Here is a 23,343-nt window from a genome sequence, read left to right as displayed (position 1 = left end):
CCTGAACGAATGCAAGGTGTTGGGGCTAGTGCTCTACATGCATGGCGCGGGTTGTCGCGGTGCCACCGAGACCGACGTCGTTGGGCACGCTGATATCTTCGAGCGACTGTTGATTGGTTTCCACGCGCAGCACCAGCAGCGCGACGATCAGCAGGCCCAGCACGCCGCTCACCATCGCCAATACACCGGAGATGCCGAAGTGCTGGAACAGGGCGACAGCCAGATACGGCGTGCTCATCGACGCCGCACGGCCACACACACCGGCAAAGCCTGTGCCACGCAACCGGAACGCCGTCGGGAACAACTCGGGGATATAGCCATACAGACCGAGCGTGACGACCGTATAGATCGATGTGACCAGGCAGAAGCCGACCACCGAGATCGACACCGCATCACGCATTTGCGGATACAGGAAGCCGAGCACGATCGTGGCCGCCGAGAACAGAATGAGGCCGCGCTGACGTCCAAGGCGATCACCCAGCAGGTAACCGACCAACGCACCGCCCGGGGCGCCAAAGGCCATCAGCGTGGTAAATCCGAGCGACTGCACCACCGTCAGTCCCTGCTTGACGAAGAAGGTCGGCAGCCAGGCCACGAAGCCATACACGGCCACATTGATCGCGATACAGGTGAGCGCGGCGGTGAGCGTGCGGCCGATCACGGGCTTGGAGAACAGCACCGACAGGGGCACGTTGCGCGCCATCACCGGCTGCGCGGGCGGCACCGGCGGCAGCGCGCCGAACTGACGCTTCACCTGGCCCTCGATCTCGGCGAGCGTGGCTTCCGCTTCCTGGGTGCGACCCACCGATTCGAGCCAGCGCGGCGATTCCGGCATGCGCTTGCGCATGATCCAGATGGCGAGTGCCCCCGCGCCTGCGATGGCGAACATCCAGCGCCAGCCGAGGTTCGGGATCACGATGTACCCGACACTCGTGGCGATCAGCAGACCCGAGTTGATGATGAGCCCCATCAACGAGATCCAGCGTCCTCGGTAGGCCGGCGGCACGAACTCGCACAGCGTGCCGGCGGCCACGACAAGCTCCGCACCGAGGCCCAGGCCCATGATGAAACGCAGCACGATCAACGTGGCCATGTTCGGCGCGAAGCACGCGAACAGCGACGCGATGCCGAATACGGCGAGGTTGATCTGGTAGGAATAGCGTCGACCGAAGCGATCGCCGACATAGCCGGCCAGCGCAGAGCCGATCAGCATGCCGAAGAAGGTGGCCGAGATGAAGGCCGCGTTGAGCTGCAGCGTCGAGAAGCCGCTCTTGACCAGCGCCGCGAGCACGCCGGCGGCGAGGTAGACATCGAAGGCGTCGAGTAGCGCGCCACCACTGATGAGTCCGAGAATCTTCCAGTGAAACCTCGCCAGGGGAAGCCGGTCGAGCCGGGCCCCAGCGTTGACGGAGGTTGCGTTCATACGGTTGTCTCCTGAACGTTGGCGGCATCCGTTCGTCTGAAGCGAACGTGATGCGAGCAAAAATTGACCTGCGGAGAACGATGGCGTCATCGTTCTCGGCTTGCGTTACCTCTTCCTGTCCATCGCTGACTGCGACGCTAACGATCTCGTCGTATCAAGACACGCCGGCCTTGCTGCTCGGTCGAGCGGCCCGATACGGTCCACCGACGGCAGGTGCCAGTCTGTATGTTGCTGTAACTGATGTGCGAGACGCAGCAACACATCTTCGCGCCAGGCGCGACCGATCAGCTGCACCCCGGTCGGCAATCCGTTCTGCGTGCGTCCGGCCGGCACGGCAACCGCCGGCAGGCCCAAGTAGTTGATGCCACGTGTCCAGTAGGAGAAGTCGCCGAAGCGCCGTTCGATCTCGTCGGCATCGCCGTCGAGCGTCTCGGCGATGGTCGGCACCGAATACGGCAACGTGGGCAGCAGCAGCGCCTGCGCCCCTGCCAGATAGCGCTCGACGAACGACTGCGTGTAGCCGGTTCGCAGGCGCAGCGCGTCGACGTAGCGTGTGGCCGGATACAGCAGGCCGCGCTCCAGCCGGCGCAACACCTGCTCGCCGTACGCGTCGCGGCGCTCACGCAGCCACGGACCGTGAATCGACGCGGCCTCGGCGCCGAGCATCAGCGTGGCAAGCGCGCCGGCTTCGCGCAGATCGGGCAGCGGGACTTTGCGAACGGTCGCGCCGCAGGCTTCGAGCGCTTGCGTCACCCGTGCAACGGCAGCACGGATTTCGTCGGAGATCAGGGCCGTGGCGTCGAATTCGGGCACCGCGACAACATCGTGCTCGCCCAACGGCCGTGCCAACTCGCTATTGAAATCGCGGGCTTGGCTGACCAGGCAATGGGGATCGTTGGTGTCCGCCCCCCAGACGGTTTCGAGCACCGCCGCCGCGTCGGCCGCGGTACGCGCCAGCACGCCGACACAATCGAGGCTCGGCGACAGCGGCATCACGCCGTACGTGGAGACCGCGTGCTGGGTCGGCTTGATGCCGGTGACGCCATTGACGGCGGCGGGAATACGGACGGAGCCCCCGGTATCGGAACCGAGGGCGGCGAACGCAAGACCCCGCGCGACGGCCACGCCGCTGCCGCTGGACGACCCGCCACTGACGTGCTCCGGCGACCAGGCGTTGCGGCCATGCCCGAGGTGCGCGTTGAAGCCTGTCGGGCTCATGGCGAACTCCGCCATGTGCAGGGCACCAAGATCCACGGCGCCTGCGGCATCGAGGCGCGCGAGCACCGTGGCCGTCTGTGACGGCCGATGCCCGGCGAGGATGCGGCTACCACATTCGGTCAGTTCACCGGCGCGGAAAAACATGTCCTTGTGCGCGAGGGTCGCGCCCAACACGCGGCTGTTGGGCAGCGTGACATCGTCGCGGATCGCGTGGTCGACGGCACGTGCCTGTTCGAGCGCGGCATCGCCGCGTAGACGCACGAAGCCGCCCGCAAGGCCGACGGCCCCCGCTGCGTCGAGCGCGACGGCCGTGCGTTCGACGCACGTGGCGCCGAACATGTCGCGCCCCGGAGCTGCGTCCGTTGCCGAGCCTTTTGCCGAGTCGTTTGTCTCAGCGTGCAGGGTTCGCATCGCTTATCTCCTGCTGGCGCAGCGTAACGTTGAAGGCATCGGGCGTGAGCCAGTCGAGCGCGCGCGCAGCCACGGCGGCGGCCTCGGTGATGCCGTGTGCGGCGTTGGCGAGCGCGACTGCATGCACCGGGCTCAGCGGTGCCGAGCCGAACTGATCGACCCAGCGCGCGGCGCTGGTGGCGTCGACATGCCGGGATCCCTCGGCGGGGGGGACGGAATGGCTTGCGGTCGGGCTGACGTCTCGGGGATGACCGAGCGAGTCGGGTATCGCTGCTGCACCGCCTTGCCGGATGTTGCCTTGCATCCTTGCCTCCATCGCCGTGCCATCACGGCGAGCCGTACCGCGGGTGCAGAGCGTCTCGGCGCAGCCCGCGTGATGTCGATTGGAACGTACCGTGTGAGCCGAGCTGCCCGGCTCAGTCGCCGACGCCGTGGCCGCGTTTCGGAATCAGTGCACTGCGCACGAATTCCATGACCTGAACGCCGTTCTGGTTAAAGGCGCGGGTGTGCACGGTGACAATGCCTTGCGTGGGACGCGAGCGCGATTCGCGCTTCTCCAGGACCTGCGATTCGGCGTAAAGCGTGTCGCCGCAGAACACCGGGGCGGTGAGCTTGATCTCTTTCCAGCCGAGATTGGCGATGGCCTTGCCGCTCACGTCGTTGACGGTCATGCCGAGGACGATGGCGACCGTCAGTCCGCTATTGACGAGCAGTTGACCGAATTCGCTCTTGGCCGCGTGGGCGGCATCGCAATGCATCGGATGGAAGTTCATCGTCAGCAGCGAGAAGTGAATGTTGTCGGCCTCGGTGATGGTGCGCCCGGGGCGGTGCTCATAGATATCGCCAACCTCGAACTCCTCGAGATAGCGCCCGTAGCTCGCACGAATGCGGCGCGTGGTCTCCGTCTGGGGTTGCAGTGCGTCCATGTCTCCCTCCTCCTGAATTCGATCACTTCGCTGGGTACGCCGACTTTGTTCGGTGTTTATTACTTTGTACGGACAAAGTATTGGCGAAAGAAAAGCCGAAGTCAAGATGATGGGAAACCCTTAGAGGTGGGGGGCCTATAACCGATCCAACGGGCTGGCCGTCGCCTATCCGTTGGGGGTGCAGATTCAGCGCGCCCTTGCTCGATCGTCCGTCGTGAGCGCGGCGAGAAAGCGTTCGGTCAGATCCAGTTGGCTGCCGGCGCGCGTCAACCGCAGAATTTGCGAGGAGAACGTGTTTCGTGCGAGCGGAATGAAGACGGCCCGCTGAGACCGGGTGCGCGCCAAGGCTTCCGGCACCAGCGCGACCCCCATCTGAAATTCGACCATCGTCACGACCGTTTGCCATAGCCGTGCTTCGTGTCGGATCTGGGGACTGAACCCCGCCTCGACACATGTGGCAATGATCTGGTCGTGGTAATGCGGAGACACCGTGCGCGGGAACAGGATGAACGGCTCGTCCGAAAGTTGACGCAAGTCGATGCGCCGCCGCTTCGCCAGCTTGTGATCGTCGGGCAGGCAACAAAGCAACGCCTCCGACATCCACACCTGCGTCTCGACTTCAGCCGGAAAGTGCCCCCAGTGGGCAAAGCCCAGGTCGATCTGCAACTGCTGCAACGCTCGCACCTGCTCCGCCGTGTTCATCTCCTTGAGCACAATCTCCACCGACGAATGCGCCGATTCGAACTGTTGCACGGCTTCGGGTAGCCCCCGGTAGAGCATCGAGTTGACGAACCCAATGCGCAGGCGTCCCGCGAGCCCGTGCGCGGACTGCAGCGTGACCTTGGCCACGTCCTCCGCCTGCTCCAACAGCCGCCGGGCTTCGCCCAGGAGCACTTGCCCCGCATTGGTCAGCGCCACCGACTTGTTGCTCCGCTCAAGCAGCTTGACCCCGAGTTGTTCCTCAAAGCGGCGAATGTCGAAGCTCAGTGCGGGTTGCGAAATGAAGAGCCGACGCGCCGCCCGGCCGAAATGCAATTCCTCCGCGACGGCGACGAAGTATCTGAGTTGCCTCAGTTCCATGAAAGCGCTCCCCCGGATAACGATAAATAGATCTTATCGTACGTGCCATCAATTGTATTGGACGATTATCGGACCGAAACGTACGCTGGTCTCCAAGAAGGTACGGTGCCGAGGCGCCGCACGATAATCCAGGAGACAGTGAATGCTCGAACTTCGGCAAACGCCCGAGACGTCTAACATCCCCGATAGCCGCGGCATCAATTTCTTCCTTAGCGACCCATCGTTCGGCGCGCTGCTCAAGAGCTACCTGGGCGAGACGGTGTTCCATGGGGTCCACGACAGACTCGTCGCACTGGGACAACGCGCGTCCGACGAACTCGACGCATGGGCGACGACCGCCGACCACCATCCGCCCATGCTTCGCCCGCGCACGCGCCGCGGCGAGGCGATCCAGTACATCGAGAAACACCCGGATTACGTCTCGCTCGAACGCGTGGCATACAGCGAACTCGGCCTCGCCTCGATGAGTCATCGCAGCGACGCGCCGCCACCGCTCGTCAAGTACGCGCTCACGTTCCTGTTCGTCCAGGCCGAATTCGGCCTCTGCTGCCCGGTCAGCATGACCGATTCGCTCACGCGCACGCTGCGCAAGTTCGGGTCGAAGGCGCTCGTGGACCGCTATCTGCCGAGGCTCGTGTCGCAGGACTTCGACACGCTCTTCCAGGGCGCGATGTTCATGACTGAGCAGGCGGCAGGCTCCGATACCGGACGCACTGTGACGCGCGCGACGCGCGGCGTCGATGCCGACGGCAACGAGGTCTGGAAGCTGACCGGCGACAAGTGGTTCTGCTCGAACGCCGATGCCGATTTGGCCATGGTCCTCGCCCGTCCGGACGACGCGCCCGAAGGCATGAAGGGACTGGCGCTGTTCCTGCTCCCGAAGGTGCTTGAAGACGGCACGCGCAACCGTTATGAGATCGTTCGGCTGAAAGACAAACTCGGCAGCCGCTCGATGGCAAGCGGCGAAATCGTGCTCGACGGCGCCGAGGCCTATCTCATCGGCGAAGTGGGCCGTGGCTTCCAGCAGATGGCGGACATGATCAACATGTCGCGGCTGTCCAATGGCGTACGTGCGGCCGGCCTGATGCGCCGCGCCCTCACCGAAGCGCTTCATGTGGCGAGACATCGTTCGGCCTTCGGTCGAAAGCTCATCGAGATGCCGCTGATGCAGCGCCAGTTGATGAAGATCATGTTGCCGGCGGAACAGGCGCGATCGATGTTCATGCAAATCGCGACGCTCCTTCCCCGCGCCGACCGCGGCGAAGCGCTGGCGGCCAAATGCGTGCGTATCCTCACGCCGCTCGTGAAGCTGCGCGCGTGCCGAGACGCTCGCAAGGCAACGGGCGATGCGATGGAAGTGCGGGGTGGCGTGGGTTATATCGAGGAGTGGGCCGACCCGCGACTCGTGCGCGATGCGCATCTGGGCTCCATCTGGGAAGGCACGAGCAACATCGTTGCGCTGGACGTGGCACGGGCAACACGACGCGAAGGCGCGCTGGCATCGCTCGGCCAGTACGTTCATACGCTGCTCGACGATGCGGCATTGCCGCCGGCCACCGTCGCGTTGCTGCGCGGCGTATTCGAGCGCGCCAGCGCCGCGCTCGACAGCGTGGCGGAGTGCGGTCGCGACGAAAACGTGCGCGAGGTGGCAAGCGCCGTGTACAACGCGACCACGGCAGTGTTCATGGCGACGGAAGCGGCGCGCCTCGCCCCCGACTTTCGCCGGCTTGCCCTTGCCCTCCTCATCGTCGAACACAAGCTGCTGCCGCGCGACCCGCTCGCGCCGAAGGATGTCCGTGACGATGCGCCGTTGCTTCGTCAGTTGGTCGATGAGACGCCGGTCTCCCTCGACGCCGCGATGTCGCTCATGCCCACGCATGAAGGCGGTGCGCGATGAGCGCCGCTCGTGTGACCGGCGCCCTTCAGGGACTTCGCGTCATCGACCTGAGCCGGGTGCTGGGCGGCCCGTACTGCACGCAGGCGCTCGCTGACCACGGCGCCCAAGTGATCAAGCTCGAACCCCCGGGCGGCGACGAAACGCGCGGCTGGGGCCCGCCCTTCGTCGGCGAGACGGCCTCGTACTTCGTGGGCGTCAACCGGAATAAACAAGGGATTTGCGTCGACCTGTCCCGCGAGGAAGGTCGCGAAGTGCTGTGGCAGCTACTCGACGGCGCCGACGTGCTCGTGGAGAACTTCAAACCCGGCACGCTCGAGCGTTGGGGGATGGAATACGCCAGGCTCGCCGAGCGCTATCCGCGCTTGATTCACTGCGCGATCTCGGGCTTCGGGCCGGACGGCACCTTCGGCGGCCTGCCCGGCTACGACGCGGCCATTCAGGCGATGGCGGGGTTGATGAGCGTGAATGGCGAAAGTGAAGGACCCGCGCTGCGCGTCGGTCTTCCGGTGGTGGACATGGTCACCGGGCTCAATGCGCTGTCGGGCATTCTGCTGGCGCTCGCGGAACGCGAAAAGAGCGGTCGGGGTCAGTCGCTCGATATCGCGCTGTACGACTGTGCCGTCTCGTTGTTGCATCCGCACTTGCCCAACTACTTCGGCAACGGCCGCACGCCGCAACGCAGCGGCAATGCGCATCCGAACATCACGCCGTACGACAGCTACCGAACCGCGACCGAGCCCATCTTTCTCGCTGTCGGCAACGACCGGCAATTCGCGAAGCTGGTGTCGCATCTGAACGCGCCCGAACTCGCCGACGACGCGCGTTTCGCGGACAACCGCAGTCGTTGCGAACATCGCCGCGAGCTGAAGGAAATCCTGGAAACGCTTCTGCAAGCCCATGCATGCGAGCCGCTCGCGGCCGAGCTGATTCGTGGCGGCGTGCCGTGCGGGCCCGTGCAAACCGTCGATGCCGTCGCCCGGCACCCGCATACGCGCCACCGCCAACTGATCGTCGAAATCGGCGCGTACCGCGGCACCGGCACTCCGATCAAGCTCTCGCGAACGCCAGCGACGTATCGCACGCCCCCGCCCTCCCTCGGCGGCGATACCCGCGCCGTGCTTGACGCGCTCGGTGTGGACGCAACAACGCAGCAGCGGTTGTTCGACGCCGGGGTGCTCAAAGGCTGAACGCGCTTACCGATCATCCGAAACACGCAGTCGAAGCCCCCATTCGAAACAAGCCGGCGATCGAGACCGGCCATCCTCACCTGGAGACATTTCATGCAGAACCACGCTCAGGGCAGCCCGGCGCGTCAGCCGGGCCGTGCCGCCTTCGCCGCTTTCGTCGGCACCACCATCGAATGGTATGACTTCTATATCTATGCGATGGCGTCGGCGCTCATTTTCAACAAGCTTTTCTTCCCGCAAGGCGATCCGTTCTACGCCACGCTGGCATCGTTCGGCACGTTTGCGGTCGGGTTCTTCGCGCGTCCGTTCGGGGGCTTGATCTTCGGTCACATCGGCGACCGGATCGGCCGAAAGAAAGCCTTGGTCGCCACGCTGGCGATCATGGGGATCGGCACCGTCGGCATTGGCTTCCTGCCGACTTATGCGAGCGTCGGGGTACTGGCGCCCACGCTCCTCGTCGTGCTGCGCATCGCCCAGGGCATTGCGATCGGCGGCGAATGGGGCGGCGCGGTGCTGATGGCGGGCGAGCATGCGCCGCAACGCAAGCGCACCTTCCTTGCGTCATTCGCCCAGCTCGGCAGCCCAGCCGGATTGATTCTCGCGCTGCTCGCCTTCAAGACGGTGGGACATCTTCCGCGCGAAACGCTAATGGGCTGGGGCTGGCGCTTGCCCTTCCTGGCCAGCGCGGTGCTGCTCGTCATTGGTGTATTCATCCGCGCGAGCGTATCGGAGTCCCCGGAGTTCACGGCAGCGATCGAACGCGAGAAGCCTGCGCGCCTTCCGATCGTCGACGTGCTGCGCAACGCATGGGGCACCGTACTGCTTTGCCTCGGCGCGAACGTGATCGGCGTGGCCGGCGCATGGTTCCTCAACACGTTCATGCTCAGCTTCACCACCCAGACGCTTGGGCTGAGCCGCGAGATGATCCTGGACTGCCTGTTCGTGGTGGCGTTCGTTCACTTCTTCAACCAGCTCTTTTCCGGGTGGATCGCGCAGCGTGTCGGGCCGGTCAAGTTTCTCGCGTGGGCCGCCGGGCTCGCGATGCTCTCGCCGTACCCCATGTTCGCCCTGGTGTCGACGGGGCGGCCCGTGGCCATCGTCATCGGCATCGGGATTGCGGTGGTGTGCATGTCGGGTTCGTATGCCGTGATGGCTGGGCTCATGACCGAAGCGTTTGACGTACGCTATCGCTACTCCGCCATTTCGCTGTCGTACCAGTGCTGCGCGGCGATCGCCGGCGGTCTGACGCCATTGATCGGCACCGTGCTGGCCCACGCGTGGCCGGGACAGTGGTGGCCGCTGGCACTGTTCTATAGCGCCCTCGCCGCCGTGTCGCTGGTTTGCCTGATCGGGCTGCAATGGAAGAAGTCCATCTATCGCGCACCGGCGTCGATGGCGGTGCCGGAATAAGCCCTCGGCAGATTCGGGCGGCAACGTCGGTCGGTGTGACGATCGGCGTTGCCGCGGCACGACACTCAATCGTAAGCTCTCGCATCTTCGACCCACGTCCCATCGGCCGGCAGTGTTCCGGCGGCGACGAAATCGACGTCCCCGCGCAGTCGCGTCACGTCGCGCAACGTTTGCTGCACCCGTGCGGCCAAGCCTTCCGGCGGCGCAGTGTTCGTCTCGCAAATCAGGCGCATCCGATCCTCGCCGACACGCCCCTCTACCCTTAGCCTCAGGCGCACCAATTCCGGATAGCGCTTGGCAATCTCGCCAATCTGCCCCGGATGAACGAACATACCGCGCACCTTCACCGTCTGGTCGGCGCGTCCGAGCCAGCCCTTGAGCCGCATATTGGTGCGCCCGCAAGGGCTGATCCCCGCCTCCACGGCGGACAAATCCCCCGTCGCAAACCGAATCAGCGGATAGTCCGGATTGAAATTCGTGACAACCACTTCGCCAATTTCGCCCTCGGGCACCGGCTTCGTGCCGCCCGGCTCCACCAGCTCGACGAGCACGTTTTCGTCAACGATCAAGCCCGCCTGCGCGTCGCTCTCGAACGCAATCAATCCTAAATCCGCCGTGCCATACGACTGCCGTGCCGTCACGCCACGCGCACGGAACCACTCGCGCAACGAAGGCGGCAGCGACTCGCCGGACACGGTAGCGCGTCGAATACTGCCGACATCCGCACCGACCGATTCGCTCTTCTCCATCAGGATCTTCAGGAATGACGGCGTGCCTGCATAGGCGACCGGTCGCAAATGTCGAATCGCCTCGAGCTGCAATTCGGTCTGCCCGACGCCCGCGGGAAAAACGCAGCAGCCCAACCGCGCCGCACCGGTCTCGATCATCATCCCGGCCGGCGTGAAGTGATACGAGTAGGTGTTGTAGACCAGATCACCGGCGCGCAGTCCCGCCGCAAACATCGCGCGCGCAAACCGCCACCAGTCGCTGCCGCGCCCGTCCGGCTCATAGATCGGCCCGGGCGATTGATAGACGTGCGCCAGGGCGCCGACAGGCGTGGCATTCAAGCCCCCCAGCGGCGGATGGCGCACCTGGAACGCCGTCAGGTCGGACTTGCGCGTCACCGGCAGACCCGCCAGTGCATCGCGCGAAACGATCTCGCGCGCGTCCACCGCCCCGAGCGCCTGCGCAAAGTACGCCGTGTGCGCCCGAGCGTGTCCGACCTGCGTCGGCAACGCCGCTAACAGCGCCTTTTCGCGAACCTCCGGCGCGCGGGTTTCCAGCTTGTCGAAGTAATCGTTCATAGTGACGGAAATACGTTGAGGATTAACGATCGGTGCACAGTCGTCCACACGGGCAAGCGCGAGCGCTCAAGCGCTCACGCAATCCAGCGCTTGCGTCGTCGATAGCTCTTGACGTTGCGGAAGCTCCCCACACTGTTGTCCCCGTCCTTGGCGATGCCAAGATAGAACTCCTTGACGTCCTCGTTATCGCGCAGCGATGCCGCGTCACCGTCCATCACCACGCGCCCGTTCTCAAGGATGTAGCCGTAGTCCGCATAGCGCAGCGCCACCATCGTGTTCTGCTCTGCCAGCAGAAAACTGACGTTCTCGCGCTGATTCAAATCACGCACGATCGCAAAGATCTCTTCGACGATCTGCGGTGCAAGCCCCATCGACGGCTCATCGAGCAGCACCATCGACGGCTGCGCCATCATCGCGCGCCCGATCGCGCACATCTGTTGCTCGCCCCCCGAGGTGTAGCCCGCCTGTGATTTGCGTCGCGTCTTCAAGCGCGGAAAATAGGCGTAGATGCGCTCCAGCGCATGTTGTTGCGCGCTACGTGACGCGTGACGCACATAGCCTCCCGTCAGCAGATTTTCTTCAATGGTCAGGTGCGCGAAGCAATGGCGTCCCTCCATCACCTGGATCACGCCCCGTGTGACGAGGCCGTTCGGCGTAAGCTTCTCGACGCGCTCGCCGCGATAGTCGATCGTGCCTTTCGTCACTTCGCCGCGCTCGGCCTGCAGCAGATTCGAAATCGCCTTGAGCGTCGTACTCTTGCCAGCCCCATTGGCCCCGAGCAGTGCAACGATCTTGCCCTCGGGCACCGTCAGCGACACGCCCTTGAGCACGAGAATGACGTGGTCGTAGATGACTTCGATATTGTTGACGCTCAAACTCGCTTCCATGCGTGACTCCAGAATCGATGCGACTGTGGGTCGTCGACCGTCGTCCGCACTGCACTTCGCCATGCGGACGACGGCGTCGATCACATCTTGTAGCAGGCGGGTGTCATCCCCTTTTCTTTCGCATACTGCTTGGCCGACGCTTCGAACAGCGGGTGAATCAGACGCCGATTGCCTTCGATCCAGTCGGATACCATCACCCACTTGGCCCCATCCCATTGCTGGATGCGCACCTTGCCTGAGCCCTCGTGATCCTCACAGCTCGTCTTGATGTCGGGCAGCAGTCCCGTGGCGCCCAGGGTCTTCAGGCGGGCCGCGTCGATATTCAGATTCTCGAGCGCCCAACGCACCTGCTCCGGCGTCATGACCCGGCCCTTGCCGAACTTGTTCTGGGCGGTATTGAGCGCCTCGACCGTGGCGACCGCCGCAGACACGCCGCGGTTGTAGAGCACGGAGCCAACCTTCGACGAATCTTGCAGATTGCCCTTGCCTGCGCCATAGACCACCTTCTCGATGTCGGCGATCAGCGGCACCTGCTTGCCCGCCACGTTCCAGGTAGCGCTCATGTACCCCTTGGCCGCCGGGCCCGCCGGAATCGTGTCTTCCTCGGAGCCGGCCCACCAGCTGCCGACGATCCTGTCGCGCGGATAACCGACCTTTTGCGCCGCCTTGAGCGCGGTCTGGTTCATCACGCCCCAGCCCCAGAACACGACGTAGTCGGGGTTTTCCTGCCGGATTCGCAACCATTGCGCGCCCTGCTCGTTCCCCGGATGCGCCACCGGAATCTCGACCAGGTTGAATTTGTGGATCTTCGATTCGGCCTGCAAGGCGACAATCGGCTCCTTGCCATACGCCGAGTCGTGATACAGGTAGACGATCTTCTTCCCGTTCAACGAGCCATGGTTCTTGTCGGCCAGGAACTTGATAATGGCCGACGCTTGCATCTGGTACGTCGTGACCAGCGGGAACGCCCACGGGAATACCGAACCATCCACCGCATCGGTACGGCCGTAACCCATCATCACGAGCGGCACCTTGTCCGTCGCTGTCTTGTCGATCAGCGCGTACGAAATGCCCGTCGCCATCACGTGGTACGCCGTGCCCTTGGTGACCAGGTTCTTTCCCTTGAGACGCTCGTAGCACTCCACGCCCTTGGCGTTGTTGTACTCGGTCTCGCACTCCTCCCATGTCAACTTCACGCCGTTGACACCGCCATGCTTGAGATTCACGTATTGCAGATAGTCGATAAAGCCGCCATAGAAGGACTGTCCGTTCGCCCCGTACGGGCCGACCCGGTAGTCGGCAAGTGCGATGAACTGATCGTTCGACTGCGCAAACGACGCGCCGGTGATCCCCATGCCAAGCACGAGCGCCATGCCTAACGATGCCGTCAATTGTTTCGTGTTCATACTGTGTCTCCGTCTGTGGTTTTTTTCATGGCAAACGCTGCCGCGGCACCGCACGACGCACCGTGCGCCACCGTGTCCAACCTCAATGCGGGAAGGGCCAGATGCGCAACTTCTCCTTGGCGATTTGCCAAAGCCGCGCCAGCCCATGCGGCTCGACAATCAGGAAGAAGATGATGAGCCCGCCAAACACCATCAACTGAATGTGCGAAACGGTCGCATTGGTGAACGGCAGGTGCATAAGCGTGGCCATCGCCGGCAACACGCTATCGAGCAGAATCGGCAACAGCAGAATGAATGCAGCGCCCAGAAAGCTCCCCAGAACGCTGCCGACGCCGCCGATAATGATCATGAACAGGATGCGAAAGGATAGATCGAGCGAAAAGCCGTCCGGCTCGACGGAACCTAGGTAACAGTAGGCATACAGCGCGCCAGCCACACCGCAATAGAAAGAGCTGACCGCGAAGGCGAGCAATTTGACGCGCATCAGCGGAATACCGATCACCTCGGCAGCGACGTCCATGTCGCGTACCGCCATCCACGCGCGACCGATGTGTGATCGCACCAGGTTCTTCGCCACGAACGCCATCACCGTGACGACGCCGAGCACGAACAGGTATTTGCGTACCGGCGTGTCAACGTCGACACCGAGCATCGAGATCTTCTGCGCGGTGATCACCCCGGACGAACTGTGGTTCGAGAGCCATGGAAACTTCGTCAGCACCCAGAGCACAAAGAACTGCGCTGCCAGCGTGGCGACCGCCAGGTAGAAGCCCTTGATGCGAAGCGATGGCAAGCCGAACGCGACGCCCACGAGCGCGGCGCAAACGCCGCCCAGCGCGAACGAAGCAAGAATCGGCATGCCTTCGATGCGCAACTGGAAGTTGTACGACGCGTAGGCGCCCACCGCCATGAACGCCGCCGTTCCCAGAGACAACTGCCCCGCATAGCCCGTCAGGATGTTGAGGCCCAGCGCCGCGAGCGAAAACACGAGAAACGGCACGAGAATCGCCGTAAGCCAGTATTCGGAGGCCACCCACGGCAGCACGCCGAACGCGACGGCAAGCAAAGCGCAGACGGCGAACCGATCCTGGCGGATCGGGAAGATCTGGCTATCGGCTTCGTAAGAGGTCTTGAACTGCCCGGCTTCGCGATAGAACATGGATGGCCTCTGCGGTAAATGCTTGTACGTTCGTTTCGAGTTGACAGCCGTCGGCTCAGACCCGATCGATATGCCGCTCGCCAAACAGTCCTTCCGGGCGAACCAGCAGGAACAGCAGGGCAAAGACATAAGGGAACCAGCCCTCGATGCCCCCGAAATTGCCACTGAACTGACTTTCCAGCAGTTGCGGCACGTAGATCTCTGCGAGCTTTTCCGCCGCGCCGATGATCAATCCCCCGACAATCGCCCCCGGAATCGACGTGAAGCCTCCCAGGATCAGCACCGGCAGCGCCTTGAGCGCGGTCATCGTCAGCGCGAACTGCACGCCGTTGCGCGATCCCCAGAGCATGCCGGCAACGAGCGCAACGAACCCCGAGACGCTCCACACCACGACCCAGATGCGCTGCAACGGAATACCCAGCGAGAGCGCCGCCTGGTGATCGTCGGCCACGGCACGAAGCGCGCGGCCGATGCGCGTGGCCTTGAAGAACAACGCCAGCAATGCCACCAGCACGGCGGCAATGCCGGCCGCGGCCAGATCGAAGCGGCTTACGAGCACGCCCGTCGAGTCCATGATCGATGCGATGGGTTCGTCGACGATGCCCAGCGACAGCGGACGCACCTCATTGCCCCACAACAAAGGCGCGAGGCCTTCGAGGAAGAACGACAGCCCGATCGTCGCCATGAACAACGTGATAGGCGACTGATTCACCAGCTTTCGCAGCACGAAGCGCTCCGTCGCCAGGCTCATCAACACCATGACGCCGAATGCGCCAATCGCGGCCAGCCACAGCGGCAAGCCGTGCTCCATCAGGCCGACCACCGACAGCGCCGCAAAATACACCATCGCACCCTGGGCAAAGTTGAAAACGCCGGATGCCTTGAAGATCAGCACGAAGCCGAGCGCGACGAGGGAATACATCACCCCGGAGAGCAGCCCGCCGATCAGGATTTCCATAAAGAACTGCATCGATGTCTCCCAGTTGCCAACGCGTTGCCGGCAATCGTCTATCGCCAGGCCGTCATTCGGCGGCGGGCATTCCGTGCGCTACTCCCAGATAGGCACGTATGACCTCGGGGTCCGCCCTGACTTCAGCGGGGGTTCCGTCACCGATCTTCTTGCCGTAATCGAGCACCACGACCCGATCGGAGATATCCATCACAACGCCCATGTCGTGTTCGATCAACACAATCGTCGTGCCGAACGCTTCGTTGACGTCCAGGATGAAGCGGCACATGTCGCGCTTCTCTTCGAGATTCATGCCGGCCATCGGCTCGTCGAGCAACAGCAGCCCCGGTTCGGCGGCAAGCGCGCGCGCCAACTCGACACGCTTTTGCAGACCGTAAGGCAGACGTCCGACCGGCGTCTTCCGGATGTGCTGAATTTCGAGAAAGTCGATGATCTCTTCAACCTTGACGCGATTCGCCATTTCCTCTTCCCGCGCGCGGCCCCACCAAAGCGCGCTGGCCAGCAGGCCCGAGCGCATTCGGGTGTTACGGCCCGTCATGATGTTGTCGAGCACCGTCATGCCCTTGAACAGCGCGATGTTCTGGAACGTGCGCGCCACGCCCTGGCGCGCCGCCGACGTCGGATGCATTCGCTGTCGCAACTGCCCACGGAAGACAATCGCGCCCTGCTGCGGGTGGTAGACGCCGTTGATCACGTTGAGCATGGAACTTTTGCCCGCGCCATTGGGGCCGATGATCGCGCGGATCTCGTGCTCGCGAACGTCGAACGAGATATCCGTCAATGCCTTCACGCCGCCAAACGACAGGCTGATGTGCTGCAAATCGAGCAGGACTTCGCCAAATGTCCGGTTGTCGTGCATGCCTTCTCCCGCTGAGTGCCTGGCTGAGTGCCAATGTTGAGGTCGATGCGCTGGTCGATGCGACGCTCAGGCGGCGCAGCGCAATGCCGCAGGCGCAGGGTCGTCTGCCGATTCGCGCGCACCGATCACACGCGCCGGATGTATCGTGAGCGTGGCACTCACGCTGCCTTCGCGTCCGTCCTCGAACTTCACGCGCGTTTCGATGAATTGCACCGTCTTGCCTGAATAGAAGGCATCGACCAGCACCTCGTATTTCTGCGCGATGAACGTGCGGCGCACCTTGCGCGTGCGCGTCAGTTCGTCGTCATCCGGATCCAGCTCCTTGTGCAGAATGACGAAGCGCTGAATCTGCGCGGCTGAAAAGGCGCTCTCCTTGGCGAGATCCGCATTCACGGTCTCCACGCAACCCAGAATCAGTTCGGCGACGCGCGGATGGCAGGCCAGGTCCACATACCCGGCGTATGCGAGGTTCTGCCGCTCCGCCCAGTTCCCCACGGCATCCATGTCGATGTTGATGAAGGCACACACCCCGTCGCGACCGTCGCCGAATGCCACCGCCTCCTTGATGTACGCGAAGAACTTGAGCTTGTTCTCGATGAACTTCGGCGCGAACAACGACCCACAGGCCAGTTTGCCGACATCCTTGGCCCGATCGATGATGCGCAGATGACCATCGGCATCGATGATGCCGGCGTCGCCCGTGCGGAAATAGCCAGCCTCGTCGAGGGCTTCGCGCGTGGCATCGGGCCGCTTGTAGTACGCCTTGAGCAAGCCCACCCCGCGCACCAGCACTTCCCCGTTGTCGGCGATCTTGATGTCCATTCCGGGCGCGACCGGCCCCACGCTGTCGAATCGCACCTCGCGATCCGGTTGCAGGCAGACATATGCGCACGTCTCCGTCTGCCCGTAGAACTGCTTCAGATTGATACCGATTGCGCGATAGAACCGGAACAGATCCGGGCCAATCGCCTCGCCAGCGGTGTATGCCGTGCGAATCCGGCTCATGCCGAGCGTGTTGCGCAGCGGACCGTACACACAAAGATTCCCGAGCGCGTACTGCACCCGATCGAGCCACGACACCGCACGACCGTCGAGCACCGCCGCGCCGCACCGGTTCGCCACGTTCATGAAGTGCGCGAACATTACGCGCTTGACCCGACTCGCATCTTCCATGCGAATCATCACTTGCGTGAGCACATTCTCGTAGACGCGAGGCGGCGCAAAGTAATAGGTGGGCCCGATCTCGCGCATATCGGTGGCGATGGTTTCGGGCGACTCCGGACAGTTGACGGTGAATCCCGCCACCAGTGCCTGCGCGTAAGAAAACAGATGATCACCCACCCAAGCCATCGGCAGGTATGACAGCACTTCGTCGCCGGGGCCGAGGCGATCGAAGGCACTTCCGTGAAAGGCTGCGCCAATCAGCCCCGCGTGCGAATGGCATACGCCCTTGGGCTTGCCCGTCGTGCCGGAGGTATAAAGGATGGTCGCCGTATCGTCGGGCTCGCCGGCAGCCACGGCATCGTCAAAGTAGCGCGGATGCCTGGCGTCGAACTCGCGCCCCTGCTCGATGGCCGACGCATATGACTGCAGTCCTGCGGCGTCGTAGCCCCGCAGGCCTCGCGAATCTTCGTAAATGATGTGGGATAGCCGCGGCACCTGGGCGCGCAACGCCAACAGCTTGTCGACCTGCTCCTGATCTTCGACGATGGCGAAATCGATTTCGGCCTCGTCGAGCACATGCGCCATTTCCGCTGCCACGGCGTCCTGATAGAGCGGCACGGCGACGCCGCCAAGCGCTTGCGCGGCCGTCATTGCCCAGTACAGGCGAACGCGGTTATTACCGACAATGGCGAGGTTATCTCCACGCTTGAAGCCCGCGGCGGCCAGCGCGCACGCCAGCATCCGGACTTCTTGCGCGGCAGCCTGCCAGCTCCAGCATTGCCAGATCCCCAGATCTTTTTCCCGATATGCCGTGCGGGTGCCGCGTGTGGCCGCGTGGGCCAACAACAAACGCGGGAAAGTGGTCCGCTCCTGCATGCCTGTCTCCTGTGTCTCGCCACGATTCGACTTGTGTCGAGGGGCGTGGCGTGGCTCGGTCGGCGCGCGTGCGTGTGGCACGCTCTCTACAGCTAGCAACGTCTCTGACGGACGTCATTTTCAGTGGCACTGCGTCATTCGCGATGGCTTTCGATCGTCGGCACCATGGAGCGGCGACGACTATCGCTGGCAACAGGCAGCTTCTATACTGGCACTTCGGCGTCGTGCACGAATCGCCGTGAAGACTTGTCGCGCCGTTCTCAGGCAAGGCGACGATACCTCATGGATCACGACGGATTTGTCACCCGGATGACAATCAAGGGAAAGTCCCTATATGTCGCTCGAAACCCTGTTGCAACGCAGCGTATGGGCGCAAGGACTAACGCCAGCGCAACGCGAACGTGTCGCGGCCGACATTCAGGTGCGGCCGGTCGAGAACGGTGGCTACGTGTGCCGCAAGGGAGACCCGTCGCACGCCTGGTTTGGCGTCATCGACGGACTGGTGAAGATCGCGACGGCATCGGCCAGCGGGAAGTCCGTCACGTTCACGGGCGTGCCTGCGGGGGCATGGTTCGGGGAAGGTTCGGTGCTCAAGCGCGAGAACCGAAAATACGATGTGATGGCACTGCGCGATTCCGTCCTTGCCCATATGCCGATTGCCACGTTCGACTGGTTGCTCGACACGAGCATTCCCTTCAATCGCTTTCTCACGCTTCAGCTCAATGAGCGGCTGGGCCAGTTCATCGCGGCGGTCGAGCACGAACGATTACTCGACACCGACGCGCGCGTTGCGCGCTCCCTGTCGTCGATGTTCAACCCGACGCTCTATCCGTCCGTCGACACCACCGTACAGATTTCACAGGAAGAGCTGAGCTATCTCGCCGGCGTTTCACGGCAGCGCGTCAACCTGGCGCTCAAGGTGCTGGAGCAGGCCAGGCTCGTCAAGGTCGACTACGGCGTGTTGACGATCCTCGACCTCGAAGGGCTACGCGAATTCGGGATGTAAGCGGCGCCGACATGGCATCACGGCGCCGCGCATCGACCACTGACGATGAAGAAGAAGCCCGCGCACATTCGCGGGCCCTCGATTCGTACACCTTAAGGTTGCGCCGATTACTTGGCAGCGGCGATCACGGCAATTTCGACGAGCAGATCGGGGGCTGCCAGACGCGCCTCCACCGTCGCGCGCGTCGGGGTATTGCCCGGGCTCGTCCACGCATCCCACACGGCGTTCATGCCGGCGAAGTCGGCCTCGATGTCCTTCACCCAGACCTGCGCCGAGAGCAGGCGCGACTTGTCGATACCGGCGTCCTTGAGATAGCCATCGATCTTTGCGAGCACTTGTTGCGTCTGCCCGGTGATGTCCTGACTGCGATCGTCCGCCGTCTGGCCGCCGATGTAGACCGTCCCGTTATGCACCACGACACGGCTCATCCGTGCGTTCGTGTGATGGCGTTGAATATCGCTCATTAACCACATCTCCAAAAGATTCAAAAAAGTAGCGGGCGGGAGGCGCGAGTCCCCTCACCTACTTGGGAAAGCCTGCACGTTCGCTCAGGACGTCGGCGCCGTCGACCGCGGTGGCCAACTCGCCCAACGTCACCGGCTTGATCGGAGGACGGATGCGATAGTACCCGACCTCCGGCACCGCACAGCCCTGCGATTGGGCCAGCAGTTCGGCCACGGTCAAGCCGCAGAACCGGCCTTGACATGGCCCCATGCCGCAACGCGAAAAACTCTTCGTCTGATTCGGACCGACACAGCCCAAGCCCGCCATGCGCCGCACGTCGCCCGCCGTCACCTCCTCGCAGCGGCACACGATGGTGCTGTCGTCGGCCGGTATGCGAAACGCCTCAGCCGGCCGGTACAGCGCATCGAGGAACGGGCGGATCGCCGTATGGGCCGCCAGCTCACGGCGCAGAGACAGCGCGCGCGAGTCGCGCTTCGCGGCGTCGAGCTTGCCGAGCTTCACCGCGGCCTGCACGGCAGCGAGTCGTCCCGACGGTTCGGCGGCAAGCGCACCGGCGATACCCGCACCGTCCCCCGCGACGAAAATGCCCGGCAGGCTCGTCTCGCCCCAGGCGTCCGTCTTCGGATGCCAACACAGTTGCGCGTCGTCCCATGCATGCTCGCACCCGATCGAGCGCGTGACCTGCGTGTTCGGAATCACCCCTTGATGCAGCAACACCAGCGACGTGTCGATGCGCTCGGTACGCCCGCCCACGACATACTCGATGCCCTCGGCGTGCGTGGTTCCAAGCACGCGCAGCGCTTCGACATGTTTGACGTGCCGCACGCCCGCCGCACGAATGGCCCGCAGCAGCTTGAAGCCCTTCATCAGATACGACGGCGCACGCAACGCCCCACCCGCGTGACGCAACGCCTCGCGACGCCCGCTGGCCTCGGCCGTGTCGAGAATGGCACGTACCGGCACGCCGGCTTTGATGAGCTGCCAGGCAAACAGATAGAGCAACGGGCCGCAGCCGGCGAGCACCGCCGGGGAGTCGGGCACCAGCGCCGACGCCTTGAGCAACGTTTGCGCCGCCCCCACGCCCATCACGCCGGGCACCGTCCAGCCGGGAATCGGGAACGGTCGTTCTTGCGCGCCGCCAGCGAGCACGATGGCGCCGGCTTCGATCTGCAGCGTTCCGCCGCCCGCGCCCTGGCGCGTGACCGACACGCGTCTGTCCGCGCCGATCTGCCACGCGAGCGTCTGCGGCCAATAGGCGATGCCGGCCGACGTAAAGGCTTCGACGAGCCCGCGCCCACGAAGATAGTCCGGCCCGAGCACGCCCGGGTCGGCCAGCGGCGAGCGGCTCACGCTGCGATAAATCTGTCCGCCGGGCAAACCGTTCTCATCGACGACGAGCGGCTCGAGCCCATGACGCTTCGCTTCGAGCGCCGCCGCCAATCCCGCAGGCCCAGCCCCGACGACCAACAAATCCACGACTTTCGTGCTCATGCCACACTCCTCGCACCGTTCATTCGACGCACCTGCATGCCTTCGCGCACCGGTGTCATGCACCCCTGCCGGTTGGGCACGCCGTCGATCTCGACGAGACAATCGAAGCACACCCCCATCATGCAGAACGGCGCGCGATCGCTGCCGGTGACCGGTGTGGTCCGACACGCTGTCACGCCAGCGAAGAGCAGCGCGGCCGCCACATTCATGTCGCTCGGCACGTCGACCGGCGTGCCCTCGATAAAGACTTTCACCGTCGCGCCATCCTTGCGCGCCAGCGACTTAAGCAGCGAAACGTTTGGCATAGAAATGATCCAGAAGCGCAGGACGCGGCGCGCCGAGAATCCACGGCGCGAGGGTTTCACAATGCGCAGCGGCGAGCGTCACGCCGCTGTGACAGGTCGCGAGGAACGCGCCCGGGCAGGCCTCGGAGGCCTCGTAAATCGGCAGACCGTCGTCCGTCATCACCCGCAACGCCCCCCACGCACGCACCACGCGCACGTTCTTGAGCAGCGGGAACGGTGCAATACCGCGCCGGGCGATGTCGGCGAGCACGTCGGGCGTCACACCGTCGTTGAAGCCCACGTCTTCGGCCGAGTCGCCGAGCATGACCGAGCCCTCGACGGTCTGACGCACGTAGATCGTCGGATAGTCGAGAAACGGCTTGACGCGCTCGGTCACGATGATCTGGCCGCGCAACGGTTTGACTGGCGCGCGTAGACCTACCATCGGCGCGAGATCGCGATTGCCCAGACCGGCCGCGAGCACGACGCGGCCGGCCTCCAGCGACACATCGCCCATGCTCACGCGAAACGCGCTGCCGGTCTGACGAATATCGGTCACACGCAGGTTCGGTGCATACTCGCCGCCCGCCTGCTCGAACGCGGCAAACAGTGCACGCAGCGTATACAGCGGGCTGACGTGACCGTCGTTCGGAGAATAGATGGCCCCCACCACGTCGGGGCCGATGGCCGGCAGACGCTCGGCAAGCGCCTTGTGATCGAGCACTTCGTACCCGAGGGTCGGTTCGGCCTCCTGCAGCTTGCGCATGTTCTCGACCTTGCTCGCCAGCTCCTCCGGTGTCTGGGCGATGTTGAACCCGCCGGGACGTTGAAAGCCGATGGAAACGCCGGTGCGTGCGAACAGCTCGTCAGCCAGGTTCTGCCACAGGTTGGCGGAGTGCAGCGACCAGCGGGCATAGTTCGTGCAGGTGCCGCCTTTGCCTTGGACCCAGACCAGCCCGAAGTTGCCGCGAGCGGCACGCAGCGAGTTGTCTTCGCCATCGCACACGACGACGCGTTGCCCGCGCTTGGCAAGCCCGTAGGCAATCGCCATGCCGACCAGGCCGCCGCCGATGACGGCGATATCGTATGTTTTTTGCATGATTTAGTGATTTCCGATCAGAACCTTGTTCAGCCCGTAGACGCGATCGAGGATCAGCATCACCGCCAACGTCAGCCCGATGAGCAGCGTGGAGATGGCGGCCACACTCGGGTCCACTGTCTCGCTCATGTTCATGTAGATGCGCACCGGCAACGTGATCGTGGTGGGCGCCGTCACGAAGATCGTGGCCGTCAGTTCGTCGAAACTGTTGATGAAAGCGAGCACCCATCCGCCCGCCAGCCCCGGCAGGATCGCCGGTAGCGTGATGCGGCGAAACGTCGTCCAGCGTCCGGCGCCGAGCGAGCGCGCCGCACGTTCGCTTTCGTCGGCCTGCCCCACGAGCGCCGCCATGATCAGACGCAGGGCATACGGGAAGATCAGCAGCGCGTGGCAAGCGACGAGGCTCACGAACGAGCCGCCCATGTTCATCAGCGTGAACAGTCGCAGGAACGCAATGCCGAGCACCACCGGCGGAATCATCAGCGGCGAGAGCAGGAACGAGTTGATCGCGGCGCGCCCCGGAAAGCGGTAGCGCGCCAGCCCCATCGCCGCCGGGACTGCCAACACCGTCGACACGGTGGCCGACGTCACCCCCAGCCACAAACTCGTGCGCAGCGCCGACAGAAAGTCTTCATCGTTCATGAGCGACGCGAACCAGCGCAACGAAAAGTGCCGCGTCGGAATGGACAGGAAGTCGTCCGGCGTGAAGGCGACCAGACACACCACGACCAGCGGCGCGAGGATGAAGACGAGAAACACGACGTGAAACGCGATCGCCCCCACGCCATTGCGGTCGTACCGAGAGTCTTGTTGATTCATCT

General features: G+C 63.8%; 21 protein-coding genes. 4 read left to right on the top strand and 17 right to left on the bottom strand.

All coding sequences use genetic code 11. The annotated features are described in order from the left end of the window. Window positions 1–25 precede the first annotated feature (25 nt). The 5 genes from PCE31107_RS19880 to PCE31107_RS19860 form a co-directional block, all read right to left on the bottom strand. Complete coding sequence (locus tag PCE31107_RS19880; RefSeq protein ID WP_150610392.1) at window positions 26–1,423, bottom strand: MFS transporter; 1,398 nt, start codon at window positions 1,421–1,423, stop codon at window positions 26–28. 105 nt (window positions 1,424–1,528) lie between these two features. After that, complete coding sequence (locus tag PCE31107_RS19875; RefSeq protein WP_150610391.1) at window positions 1,529–3,052, bottom strand: amidase; 1,524 nt, start codon at window positions 3,050–3,052, stop codon at window positions 1,529–1,531. Further along, window positions 3,033–3,356 (bottom strand): hypothetical protein, encoded by a 324-nt coding sequence (locus tag PCE31107_RS19870; RefSeq protein ID WP_150610390.1) that lies wholly within the window; start codon window positions 3,354–3,356, stop codon window positions 3,033–3,035. Before PCE31107_RS19870 ends, PCE31107_RS19875 begins: the two co-directional genes overlap by 20 nt. 112 nt (window positions 3,357–3,468) lie before the next feature. Beyond that, window positions 3,469–3,978 carry a MaoC family dehydratase gene (locus PCE31107_RS19865; RefSeq protein WP_130026376.1) on the bottom strand — a complete coding sequence of 170 codons (510 nt, stop codon included), beginning with the start codon at window positions 3,976–3,978 and terminating at the stop codon, window positions 3,469–3,471. 186 nt (window positions 3,979–4,164) lie between these two features. Further along, window positions 4,165–5,058, bottom strand: a complete 894-nt coding sequence (locus tag PCE31107_RS19860; protein ID WP_150610389.1) for a LysR family transcriptional regulator — start codon at window positions 5,056–5,058, stop codon at window positions 4,165–4,167. A 142-nt stretch (window positions 5,059–5,200) separates the two neighbouring features. Here PCE31107_RS19860 and PCE31107_RS19855 point away from each other — a divergent pair, with 142 nt between their 5' ends. The 3 genes from PCE31107_RS19855 (at window position 5,201) to PCE31107_RS19845 (ending at window position 9,552) form a co-directional block, all read left to right on the top strand. Beyond that, on the top strand, window positions 5,201–6,955 hold the full coding sequence (locus PCE31107_RS19855; protein WP_130026378.1) for an acyl-CoA dehydrogenase family protein: 1,755 nt from the start codon (window positions 5,201–5,203) through the stop codon (window positions 6,953–6,955). Then, a complete protein-coding gene (locus PCE31107_RS19850; protein WP_150610388.1) occupies window positions 6,952–8,142 on the top strand; it encodes a CaiB/BaiF CoA transferase family protein in 1,191 nt (396 codons plus the stop codon). Before PCE31107_RS19855 ends, PCE31107_RS19850 begins: the two co-directional genes overlap by 4 nt. 93 nt (window positions 8,143–8,235) lie before the next feature. After that, a complete protein-coding gene (locus tag PCE31107_RS19845; protein WP_130026379.1) occupies window positions 8,236–9,552 on the top strand; it encodes an MFS transporter in 1,317 nt (438 codons plus the stop codon). Window positions 9,553–9,617: 65 nt separating this feature from the next. On the opposite strand, the gene PCE31107_RS19840 is transcribed toward PCE31107_RS19845, so the two are convergent. The 7 genes from PCE31107_RS19840 to PCE31107_RS19810 all read right to left on the bottom strand — a co-directional run bounded on the left by PCE31107_RS19840 (window position 9,618) and on the right by PCE31107_RS19810 (window position 18,177). Next, a complete protein-coding gene (locus PCE31107_RS19840; protein ID WP_130026380.1) occupies window positions 9,618–10,856 on the bottom strand; it encodes a phenylacetate--CoA ligase family protein in 1,239 nt (412 codons plus the stop codon). 74 nt (window positions 10,857–10,930) lie between these two features. Beyond that, window positions 10,931–11,743: an ABC transporter ATP-binding protein gene (locus tag PCE31107_RS19835; protein WP_150610387.1), complete on the bottom strand. Its 813-nt coding sequence runs from the start codon at window positions 11,741–11,743 to the stop codon at window positions 10,931–10,933. 80 nt (window positions 11,744–11,823) lie between these two features. Further along, window positions 11,824–13,116 (bottom strand): ABC transporter substrate-binding protein, encoded by a 1,293-nt coding sequence (locus PCE31107_RS19830; RefSeq protein WP_240756317.1) that lies wholly within the window; start codon window positions 13,114–13,116, stop codon window positions 11,824–11,826. A gap of 115 nt (window positions 13,117–13,231) precedes the next feature. Next, the gene (locus tag PCE31107_RS19825; protein ID WP_130026382.1) at window positions 13,232–14,308 is read right to left on the bottom strand and encodes a branched-chain amino acid ABC transporter permease; all 1,077 of its coding nucleotides are present in this window, start codon (window positions 14,306–14,308) and stop codon (window positions 13,232–13,234) included. Between the two features lie 55 nt (window positions 14,309–14,363). Next, window positions 14,364–15,278: a branched-chain amino acid ABC transporter permease gene (locus PCE31107_RS19820; RefSeq protein ID WP_130026383.1), complete on the bottom strand. Its 915-nt coding sequence runs from the start codon at window positions 15,276–15,278 to the stop codon at window positions 14,364–14,366. A 52-nt stretch (window positions 15,279–15,330) separates the two neighbouring features. Continuing rightward, window positions 15,331–16,137: an ABC transporter ATP-binding protein gene (locus PCE31107_RS19815; protein WP_130026384.1), complete on the bottom strand. Its 807-nt coding sequence runs from the start codon at window positions 16,135–16,137 to the stop codon at window positions 15,331–15,333. Window positions 16,138–16,203: 66 nt separating this feature from the next. After that, entirely contained in the window at window positions 16,204–18,177 is a 1,974-nt protein-coding gene (locus PCE31107_RS19810; protein WP_150610386.1) for an AMP-dependent synthetase/ligase, read from the bottom strand. A 334-nt stretch (window positions 18,178–18,511) separates the two neighbouring features. Between PCE31107_RS19810 and PCE31107_RS19805 the strand changes: the two genes are divergently transcribed. Beyond that, complete coding sequence (locus PCE31107_RS19805) at window positions 18,512–19,183, top strand: Crp/Fnr family transcriptional regulator (protein ID WP_130026386.1); 672 nt, start codon at window positions 18,512–18,514, stop codon at window positions 19,181–19,183. 107 nt (window positions 19,184–19,290) lie between these two features. On the opposite strand, the gene PCE31107_RS19800 is transcribed toward PCE31107_RS19805, so the two are convergent. From PCE31107_RS19800 to PCE31107_RS19780, 5 genes are read right to left on the bottom strand one after another with little or no spacing between them, the layout of a single operon-like run. Next, complete coding sequence (locus tag PCE31107_RS19800) at window positions 19,291–19,647, bottom strand: RidA family protein (RefSeq protein WP_017233420.1); 357 nt, start codon at window positions 19,645–19,647, stop codon at window positions 19,291–19,293. Window positions 19,648–19,705: 58 nt separating this feature from the next. Further along, window positions 19,706–21,139 carry an FAD/NAD(P)-dependent oxidoreductase gene (locus PCE31107_RS19795; protein WP_150610385.1) on the bottom strand — a complete coding sequence of 478 codons (1,434 nt, stop codon included), beginning with the start codon at window positions 21,137–21,139 and terminating at the stop codon, window positions 19,706–19,708. Continuing rightward, window positions 21,136–21,444 carry a (2Fe-2S)-binding protein gene (locus tag PCE31107_RS19790; protein ID WP_130026388.1) on the bottom strand — a complete coding sequence of 103 codons (309 nt, stop codon included), beginning with the start codon at window positions 21,442–21,444 and terminating at the stop codon, window positions 21,136–21,138. The genes PCE31107_RS19795 and PCE31107_RS19790 overlap by 4 nt, the downstream gene beginning before the upstream one ends. Further along, window positions 21,422–22,525, bottom strand: coding sequence for an NAD(P)/FAD-dependent oxidoreductase (locus PCE31107_RS19785; protein WP_425494739.1), 1,104 nt, complete (start codon window positions 22,523–22,525; stop codon window positions 21,422–21,424). The genes PCE31107_RS19790 and PCE31107_RS19785 overlap by 23 nt, the downstream gene beginning before the upstream one ends. After that, window positions 22,526–23,341 (bottom strand): ABC transporter permease, encoded by an 816-nt coding sequence (locus PCE31107_RS19780; protein ID WP_039830192.1) that lies wholly within the window; start codon window positions 23,339–23,341, stop codon window positions 22,526–22,528. Window positions 23,342–23,343: the final 2 nt, after the last annotated feature.

This window comes from Pandoraea cepalis (assembly GCF_902459625.1).
GTDB classification, from domain to species: Bacteria; Pseudomonadota; Gammaproteobacteria; order Burkholderiales; family Burkholderiaceae; genus Pandoraea; species Pandoraea cepalis.
Note: the sequence above shows the minus strand (reverse complement) of the source record. Positions and strands in the feature narration are given on the sequence as shown.